3 protein-coding genes are annotated in these 10475 nt (G+C 35.9%); all 3 read right to left on the reverse strand.

Features of this window, described 5'->3' with window-relative positions; genetic code table 11:
• Window positions 1–70: 70 nt before the first annotated feature.
• Window positions 71–2404: an autotransporter outer membrane beta-barrel domain-containing protein gene (locus PVV59_RS05905; protein WP_273755235.1), complete on the reverse strand. Its 2334-nt coding sequence runs from the start codon at window positions 2402–2404 to the stop codon at window positions 71–73.
• 685 nt (window positions 2405–3089) lie between these two features.
• Complete coding sequence (locus tag PVV59_RS05910; RefSeq protein ID WP_273755237.1) at window positions 3090–5567, reverse strand: autotransporter outer membrane beta-barrel domain-containing protein; 2478 nt, start codon at window positions 5565–5567, stop codon at window positions 3090–3092.
• 2207 nt (window positions 5568–7774) lie between these two features.
• On the reverse strand, window positions 7775–10475 hold a 2701-nt coding region (locus PVV59_RS05915), incomplete at its 5' end, for an autotransporter outer membrane beta-barrel domain-containing protein (RefSeq protein WP_273755239.1).

A 10475-nucleotide genomic window follows, 5' to 3' on the forward strand; every position in this document is an offset into this window, starting at 1 on the left:
ATGTGTCAAAATAAGCAGCACTTTTTACGTTTTAGTGCTGCTTATGTTTTAAAAGTGAAAGCTAAGATTTCTAAAAGCGATAACGCATTCCACCGGAAAAATTCACTCCAGAGATTCCAGATTTTTGGAGTTTATGTTGGTAATTAACGTCAGCATGAAGTGCGATATTTTTAGAAAGTTGCGCGTTAATGCCAAGTCCTCCTTCAAGGGAAGAGCCCATAGAATCGAGACGGAAAGGTTCAACAATATCGATTGTACTTTTTTCCCCAAAAGCTTTGATAACGTTCAATTTACCATAAAAAGAAAGAACACGATCTTTTTCAATAGGAAGTATGGTTTTCGTTAAACGCCCTCCCATACGGACCAGCCATTGATGAGGCGTTTTTATATTAACCTGGAAGCCATCGATATCCGAAAGCGTACCAAATGCAATATGTTGATAAATCAGTTGCGCTTGTGGTTCAAAGGACAATCCTTCAACACCGGTTGCTAGTTTTTGTCCAACGGTTGCCGATATATTCAATATATCCGTATTATTTAACTCTGTGGTGTTGCCAATAAGGGCTGTTGTGATATGTCCATTTAAAACGCCATAAGAGAGTAGTGCATTAATATAAAGGCCATTGTCATGGTGGAGATTTCCATAGGCCGTAAAGGACCATTTATCCAGTATGCTTTTGTCAGAACCTTCCATATCTTTTGGTGTAAAAGCGAGCTTTCCATAGGTGCCTAAAAGACCAAAATTTACAGTTAAGTTTTGATTTTCTAGCGTTGCTAATGTCATGCCTGCTTGTAAGGCAGCATAGCCAACATCTGCACCATAACCATATTCCAATGGACTACGGCTGGAAGATAACGTTACTTTGTTGCCATAAGTTGATAAGAAGATGCCTTTCTTTTTATGACCTTCTAATCCAAAAACTGTTGAGTGCATATTATCTAACAGCGTATTTTGATTGCTTATGTCAGTCAATCCAGAGGAGAATATTGCGTTAGGCATGACCAAATAGCTTGCCACTTGGGGAACAAGAGCTTTTATTTCTTCCACCAAATCAAGAGTAGCATTTTGGAGACGGAAATCCCAAAATTCTCCATCTTCTGGAAAAAGGCTTTGCTGATTATCCGCTTTCCCAAGGCGGGATGTTGGTCCATAGCTATTGAGTATATATTTATAAGGTAAGCCTCCTATTGTGGTGTAACCATGGGCAAGTTTGAAGGAATCTTCATGAGCGTGTCCAGAAACTTGAATAAGTGAGAGCCCACGTTCATTCAAAGGAATTGAATCTTTTGCTTTTTCATTATCGAATGATTCTGCGTGCTTTGAAAGATTGTTAAAATAGACCGTTGTGGTGCCTGAAACATCACCACGGATGAGAACACGGTCAGTTTTTTGTTGCTCTTTTGGAAGACCGTTACTCCATTCGGTATTAAAGTAAATCCTTGCGTTGCCCGTTGCATTGTAAACTACTGTGCCATTGGAGCTTCTGTTTTGATCTGTTTTTTGTGGATGTCTTCCTATATGCAAGGTTTGATAATGATTATCTGCTAGTTTATGCGGGGCATCAAATATGATAGAGCTATCATTAAGGTTTAGAACTGAAACAACTGATTGTGCACGTTGCTTCAGATCAAGAAGCTTGTAATCAAATAGACTAAAACTGCTTTCCAATTCAAATAGACTAATTTTTAAATGCCACTTGCTGTTGTTGTTTAAGGTGAAAATTGTTGTATTTTGAGGAAGCGTTTTAGCTCTTCCTTCCATAATTGAATTATCAGCATCTAATGTAAAAGTGGTAGGTTGAACCTCAGTGAAGGGAGAACCTCCATTTTCTAATAACATATCAGAACGAATTTCTGAGTTTTTTAAGTACACCGCATTTGCAGCAGCTTTGGAATAAGAAGGTCCGAAAATACCTACACCATTCTTTACAAGAAGTTTTGTGTTATTAAGAATGGCTTTGTTTACAACTTCTTCTCCTTCTTGTATTGTGGAGCTTAGAATATAACCAAAATTTATCCCAGAGATTTTGCTGTGGCCTATGACGTTTATGGTTGAATTTTCAACATGGATTATGCCGTTTGTAAGTGACAAACCACGCTCTTCTGCCCTTCCTATAATTCCTTTAGCATTAATTTGACCACCTAACGTTGCAGAGAGTAAAGTAAAGCCTGAGTGCATTATTGAGTTGGCAATAGTAACATGGCCTTTCCTAGCAACAACGGCATCATATTTACCACGAATAAAAACGTTATTAAGATTTTTCTCTTCTCCATTCGTCACTTGGATCGTAGGTATCTCAGAAGGTTGTATATTTGCATGAGTTGGAGCGAGATGAGAAAAAATGAAAGTTCCAGCAATTGTACATAACAAAAAATTTTTCTTATAAATATATTTCTTACACATAGAGATGCCTTTAGTATTTGGTATGCTTTGATGCTTACTTCATTCCCCTGATGGCGCAAGTACCCGGAAAGCTTTTATATCATTATGTTTTTATTGTAAACAACAAAACGAATATTAAATTTTGTTATTTATCGTTTGAAAATTCGTCCGAAAAGCACTTTTAAAATAGAAAGTGCAATCCAGCGATAATGGATTTCAGAAGACTGAGCTTAACTTAACTATTTTTGTTTTAAAGTGCTAAGAATTAAATATTTTACAAGGATATTTATTGCTTAGATATTTATTGCTTAAAGCTGTTGTTATAAAAACGCTCCAAAGCTTTGGAGAAGGTTTATTGCACGCTTACAAAAGGCTTTCAGTTGGTTTTCTTGTATATAGAATTATTCATGATGAATTTTTTATGTAAAAAAGCTGAAGTATTTTGCATTTTTTTATTAATAGACAAAAATTTTTACTGAATTTATTTGATTTTTATACATCAAAAAGGTCATTTTCTTGAGAATTTAACCATCATTAGAGAGACAAAAGATTCTGTTGCATTTAGTTTGAACAAAATTAATCCTTTTAAGAAAGGCTTATAGAAAGAACCATTATCGACAGATCTTGCCGAAATAATATAAAAAAGGCAGCATATTGTGCCGCCTTTTTTATATTGAATAGACCATAAGTTGCTTTTTTCTTTTTCTTAAAACTGATAGCGTATCCCACCTGAAAAGCTTGTTCCAGATAGACCCGTTTTTTGAATTTTCTGTTGATAATGAACATCAGCATGAAGGGAAATATTTTGTGATAATTGTGCATTCACACCAAGTCCACTTTCAATGGCTGCTCCCATAGTATCAAGGTGGAACGATTCACCAATCTGTATGGTGCCATTGTTAGAAAAAGCTTTAACAATATTCAATTTACCATAAAAAGAAAGAATACCGCCATCTTCAGTAGGAACTATTTTTTGCGTTAAGCGTCCACCAACACGCACTAACCATTGATGAGGATTCCCCATATTCACATCAAATCCATCAATATCTGAGAATGTACCAAGCATAAGACGTTGATAAACAACTTGTGCTTGTGGCTCAAAGGCCAATCCTTTCGTACGGGTTTGAAATTTTTGTCCAATGGTTGCTGATGCACTGAATGTATCAGTATTCGTCAATTCTGCTGTCTTTCCTATGAGAGCTGTGGTGATCTCTCCCTTGAGCACTCCATAGGAGAAGAGTGCATGGACATATGTCCCATTATGATGATGCAGGCTACTATATGCAGTCAGTGACCACTTATTGAGTGTACTCTTGTCAGAACCTTCCATATCTTTTGGGGTGAAAGCTAATTTCCCATATGTTCCTAAAAGACCAAAATTGGTGGTCATGTTTTGATCTTCTAGAGCCGCTAACGTAAAGCCTGCCCGTAAAGCAGCGTAGTGAATATCGGCACCATAGCCATATTGTAATGGTGTACGGTGAGAGGATAATGTCATCTTATTGCCATAAGTGGAGAAGAAGACCCCTTTGTTTTTATGATTTTTTGTCTCAAAGCCTGTTTCTTGCATCGTATCCAGTAACGCATTTTGATTATTTACATCAGCCAATCCAGCTGAGAATAGAGCGTTAGGCATGACCAAATAGCTTGCCACTTGAGGAACGAGAGCTCTGATCTTTCCTTCATCATCGAGCATTGCACTTTGCAAGCGGAAATCCCAGAAATTTTGATGTTCTCTCAAGTGATTTTGTCCGTTGCTTGTTTGTTCAGAATTTGATGTTGATTCATCTTTTATATTATTCTCAACTCCTAAAACAGCTCCCCCTAATACAACAGGAATCGTGTCGGTTTTTGCGCTCTTGTCTTTTGATTGTTGAGATACTTCTCCTAAATGGCTTTGCGTGCTCTCGGCTTTTCCAAGACTTGATGTCGGTCCATAGGCTTTTAATACATATTTATAGGGCAGACCATCCATTATGACGTAGCCATTTTCTAGTTTGAAGGAGTTTCTATCTGCCTGTCCAGATACTTGTATGAGCGAGAGACCACGCATATTTGCGGGAATAGAAGCTTCTGCTGTTGATGGCTCGCTTTTTGAAAGACTATTGAAATTAATTGTTGTGGTGCCTGAGACATCTCCATGGACAAGAAGGCGGTCTGTTTTTTGTTGTGCTTTTCCTAAACCATCACTCCATTCTGTATTGAAATAAATCCTTGCATTGCCTGTTGCATTGTAAACGGTTTTTGTAGCAGAGTCCCTATTTTCTTGTGAATGAGAAACCTCAATGGTTTGTCCTACACTCAAGGTCTGATACTGACCTTTTGCTAGCATATGGGGCGGATTAAATACAATAGAACTATTATTAAGGTTTAGGACTGAAACAGTAGACAGTGCTCGCTGCTCAATGTCGTGGAGAGCATAATTAAATGTACTAAAATCACGATTTATGTCATATTGACTTACATTTAAATACCACTTGCTTTTGTTGGTTAAATTAAAAACAGTCGTATTAACTGCTAGGGTTCTTGCTCTTCCTTCCATAATCGAATTATCGGCAGTTAATATAAAAGTCACAGGATGAGGATCTGAATCTGTTTTCTTTTTTACATTATTTTGTAATAATACATCAGCACGAATTTCTGAATTTCTAAGTTGAATTTCGGCAACAGACTTTGAAGATGAAGGTCCTAAAATACCAACACCATCTTTCACAAGAAGCTTTGAATTGGTTAGAATTGCCTTATTGATAACTTCTTCACCATCTTTCAGAAAAGCATCTAAAATGCTGTGAAAAATAACACCGGATTTTCTCTTGCTTTCTATAAATGAATCTTCAATGTTAATGATACCGTTCGAAATCGATAGACCAGTATACAAGGCATTGACTTTAACTCCTTTAGCATTAATACGTCCACCTTGTGATACAGCAAAGGCAAACGAAGCTGAATGTATTGTTGAGTTTGTAATTGTGGCAATTGCTTTTTTAGAGGCGTGCACTGCACTTAATCCATTGCGGATAAAAACATTATTAAGGGTCTTTTCCTCTCCGTTTTCCAGCTTGAACTCATTAATAATTTCAGGAGGTTGTGTATTTGCATGAGTTGAACCGAAATGAGAAAAAATCAAAGTTCCAGCAATTGTACATAACAAAAGATTCTTCTTATAAATATATTTCTTACACATAGAGATGCCTTTAGTATTTGGTATGCTTTGATGCTTACTTCATTCCCCTGATGGCGCAAGTACCCAGACAGCTTTTATATCATTATGTTTTTATTGTAAACAACAAAACGAATTATAATTGCGGCTTTCTCTATGAGCTAAAGTTTTACTTTAGAAAAGTTTTTTCATGATCAATAAAAAGCAATGAAACAATGAATTTTATAAAATTTTGCTTGGTTTGCTTATGCTAAAAACACGATGTATAAATTAGCATTTCAGAATAAGCGTTATAAAAGCTCTATAGTGTTGAGATGGGTTGTAGGCTCTCTCAGAAAATCTCAGTCTATTTTCTTTGCTCTAGGAAAAGATATGCTATAAGAAGAAATGAGGGGGATATTTAGGGAGATTTCAAAGAGATCTTTTTAAAGGCTCCAACGCTCATTTTGCGACGGCGCTCGTGAATGCTATGGCGATAAATCCATAGAGCCCTTCATCCTCTTTATACTTGTGAAGAAGAAAGCAGGCGCCTTTTGATAAAAGAGCAAGCTCATTACATATTTTACCAGACTTTAATATTACAAAATAGCTTTTGACGCTTGAGACCCTTCATAAAAAAGTTATTTTAGCCTTTTCTTAATGTTTTTTTCCACATAGTTTACTTGCTTGTAAGGTGCAAAAGACAGAGGTTTGATTGATTCAACTTGGAATAGGGGTGAAATGAGAAAATTTCTTACGGTATTTGGGATATTCATTCAATAGGCAAAACAGCGAATATTCTTTATAAATTAATGAATTACCTTATATTTATAAATAGTTATGCTCTTCAGTCATTTGATTACCCTGTTCACTTCTTCAGTTTTCGCAGTTGTAGAAGCATTTTTAGGAGCAGTAATTTATATATCTCTTTTCTCGTTATGGTTAAATATTCGTCGATGAATTTTTTTATCATGTTTTGTAGGAAGTATTGCATAAGTTCTATTGGATATGTTTTTGCAACAAGAAATTTAAGGGATTTAATTTTAGCATGATAGATGGAAAATCGTAAAATTTTCACAGCTATTATGTCCGATAGAATATTTTTAGCTACAATTATTTTATGTTTATGTTTAAAAATAACAGCATATAATTTAGCTTGAATTATATTTACTTTTTTAAATAAATTATAAATAATATTTTTAATTTTATTATATTTTTATTATAAAAATAATTAAAGATATTATTTCTTTATAATATTTAATGGGTTTATACCTTAATAAACTATTTAAAAATAGCATTGTTTGGTAAAAATAAAAAAATAGAATAAATAGGTTATGCTTTTACAATATTATCTTAAGATTGATAACATCCTATTGCGCTTTAAAAATTCATTTTCATTATATTGATCTTGATAGTTTTATCATTGTTTTATTTTCTTTTGGTGAGATGAGCTTGGTATGAGAGGATGAGCTTTCTCAAATTGTTTATCTAAAATGGTATAGGGAAGTATCAATGAAGCCTTATAGACGGTGTAATAAGCTTGTTAATTGAAAGAATAGAGGGGTATTAACAGAGCAAGGGTGCGAGGAAAGAGCTTTTTATTATTATCTGTTTATTTTCTCAAAATAAATTCTTCTTAACTTTATGGATAAATTCACGAACAAAATATACTGTGGAATTTGTGTGAAAAGGAAGAAAAGCCTATTTTAAGTGGAAAAACGCATTTCATAAAAAGCTTCACTTGAAAGCTTTGAAATGAATAATACTTATGGTCCATAAAAAAGTACTTTTATGAGAAATTGTGCTTTTATTAAAAGATTGCGACTTTCGTTATTTTGCACTTTTAAGATATTCTAGATAAAAATACTTAATATTTTTTGCTTTGAGAAAAAGGGAAGGGGATTTTATGAAGCAAGCAAGATTTATCAATAACATCTAGACTGAGCATAGTTATCTCTAGGTGTTTTTTTGAGAGTTTTGTTTTTCTTTCACTTGGAGATGAAGCATTTTGCGACATTTTGTTTAAGAGAGATGAATGCATTCAATCTGGTATGCTTCAAAAACAATATCCCTAGTTTTGTCAATCAATAAATCTTGATGGAGATAATGTTAAGAGGATAAATAACAAAACCCATTCAAGCGATCTTTTAATGAAAGAGTGTCAAGAATAAAAAAAAGGCAGCATATTGTGCTGCCTTTTTGGTTTGCTGAAGTGTACAGAATAACAATACACCTGTTGTTAAAATTTTTCTTCAAAACTGATAGCGTATACCACCTGAAAAACTTGCACCACTTATCCCCGTTTTCTGAAGTTTTTGTTGATAACTCACATCACCATGAAGAGAGAAATTGTGAGACAGTTGTGCATTGATGCCAACACCGCCTTCAATTGCAGGTCCCATAGGATCAAGGTCAAAATCTCTTCCAATATGAATGCTACCATCATCACCAAAGGTTTTGATCAAGTTGACTTTTCCATAGAAAGACATAGGATGATTGTTTTCAGTGGAAATGGTTTTTGTCAAACGTCCACCAACACGGATCAACCATTGAGAAGGATTTTTCATATCAATGGTAAGGTTATCAGCATCTTCAATAGTGTTAAACATCAAATGTTGATAAGCAACTTGTGCTTGCGGCTCGAAGGTTAAGCCTTCTACCCCTGTTGCAAATTCTTTGCCAACAGTGGTGGAGATACTCAACATTTTAGCATTATTCAATTTTGCGGTTTTTCCAATGAGAGCGTTAGCGATATGCCCTTTTAGGATACCATAGGACAAGAGTGCATCGATGTAGAACCCACTGCTATGCTGTATGCTACCGTAAGCTGTCAGTGCCCATTTATCCAGCGTGTTTTTCCCAGCATCTTGCATATCTTTTGGAGTGAAAGAGAGACGTCCATAGGTTCCCCCTAGTCCCAGATGTGTTATGGTGTTTTGCCCTTCGATTGCTGCCAATACAACACCGGCTTGTAGAGCCGCATAATGGATATTAGCGCCATAACCGTATTCCAGAGGACCACGCTTGGAAGATAAGGTGGCTGTGTTACCATAGGTATATAAGAAGAATGCATTCTTTATCCCTTGTTCTTGTCCTATAATGGACATTTTCATAGTGGCTAAAAACTGGTCTTGTTTAGCTATATCGGTTAATCCAGCGTGAAAGAGAGCATTTGGCATAACCAAATAGCTTGCTGTTTGTGGTACAACGGAAATCACACTTGGACTAGAACCAGAGCCAGTTCCAAGAAGTTCTGGTTGCAAACGGAAATCCCAGAAGTTCTCCTTCTTTTCATCAAAGAGGCTTTGAGCAATATCGGCTTGTCCATGGCTTGACTCTGGTCCATAGGCACGCAGTGTATATTTATCAGGTGAACCATCTCTTGTGGTATAACCATTGACCAGTTTGAAAGAGTCTTCGGTTGCTTTTCCTGAAACTTGGATGAGTGAAAGACCACGTATATTAGAGGCAGCAGAGATATTTTCTTTAACATTGTTGTCTTCTAAGCGCCCCGTAACATAAACTGATGTGGTTCCTACCACATCACCATTGATCAAAAGTCTATCAGTTTTTTGATCAGCTATTGGCTTACCATCACTCCATTCGGCATTGAAGTAAATCTTTGCATCACCCGTTGCATTGTAGACTTCTTGCGTTTCTGGTTTACCCGAACCTATATACAATGTTTGGTAATAGTGCTCTTGTGTTGGTTCAGCAAAAACAACAGAGCTGTTATCGAGATTAAGCGTGGAGATATCAGAACGAGACCTTTGGGCAATATCAAGCAGATTGCCATCAGCATCTTTTTCGTTTTTGCTGATCTTCAACGTCCATGTTGTATCGTTTTTCAGATCAAAGCGTACATTTCTGTCTTTTGCAATGTTTGCTCTTCCTTCTAAAGTAGAATGATCTGCATTTAATATGAACGCGCCATTGGAGACCAATTTAACATCTTCGTTTGTCCAAACCTCTTCATGTTTTAAAGCAAGACCATCACCTAATAACACATCGGCATGGATTTCTGAATTTTTGATATTGGCTGTACCAAGTGACAGATCCGCATTATTTTCCATGTCTTCATCAGCGAAAGCTGCAACAAGAACTCCTGTACCATTGTCAATATGGAGCTTTGTATTGGTTAGATTAATCTCATTGCTTTGAAGTTTTTGTAGATCATCTAATTCATCTGCATCATTAGAATAGGTGATGAATTGCAAGCCAACAACTCCTGCTGTTGCAGAAACATCTGTTAGATCAATATGTCCACCACTTTCTACCATCAATGCAATTACTTCTGCTTCTATTCTTCTTCTTTCCTCATTTTGTGCGTTTGAATCGATATTAAAATCTGTGAAGCTTATATCATTAGCATCATTGTCCATCTTAATTGTGCCACCATCGGATGCATTAAGTCCAATATCAACATTTTGAATGGTTGTTTTACCCTTTAATTCAATACTGCTATCGATGTCACTCGTTTTGGCACCAATGTGGATTCCTGGAATACTATTACCGATTATCGTTAAATCTTCGCTAACGATTTCACCCCCACTGGATGCAAAAAGACCCATACCAACGTTTTCAATGGTTGTTTGACCCTTTAAATTAATTTTACTATCATTACTGTCAGCCCATACTCCTGTCATATTAATATCTTTCAGGGTTTTAGAACCGATAGTTAAATCTTCACTAACAATAACTCCACCGTCTGTTGCTAAAAGTCCAGTTGCGAAGACATTTTCAATTTTTGTTTTTCCATGCAACTCAATCGTGCTATTAGAGCCATTGGCATTTGCACCCACACCTTTGACGTCTGTAGTTAGAGTAACATCTGTAACATCGATCTGTCCGCCTTTTTCTGCCAATAATGCATTTTGTTTTCCACTGACAGTTCCACCCGTCTTTGTGATTTTGGCTTTTGGACCTTCTGCATGAAGTCCATTACCTTCAGAT

The organism is Bartonella sp. MM73XJBT.G, assembly GCF_028618435.1.
Taxonomy (GTDB): Bacteria; Pseudomonadota; Alphaproteobacteria; order Rhizobiales; family Rhizobiaceae; genus Bartonella.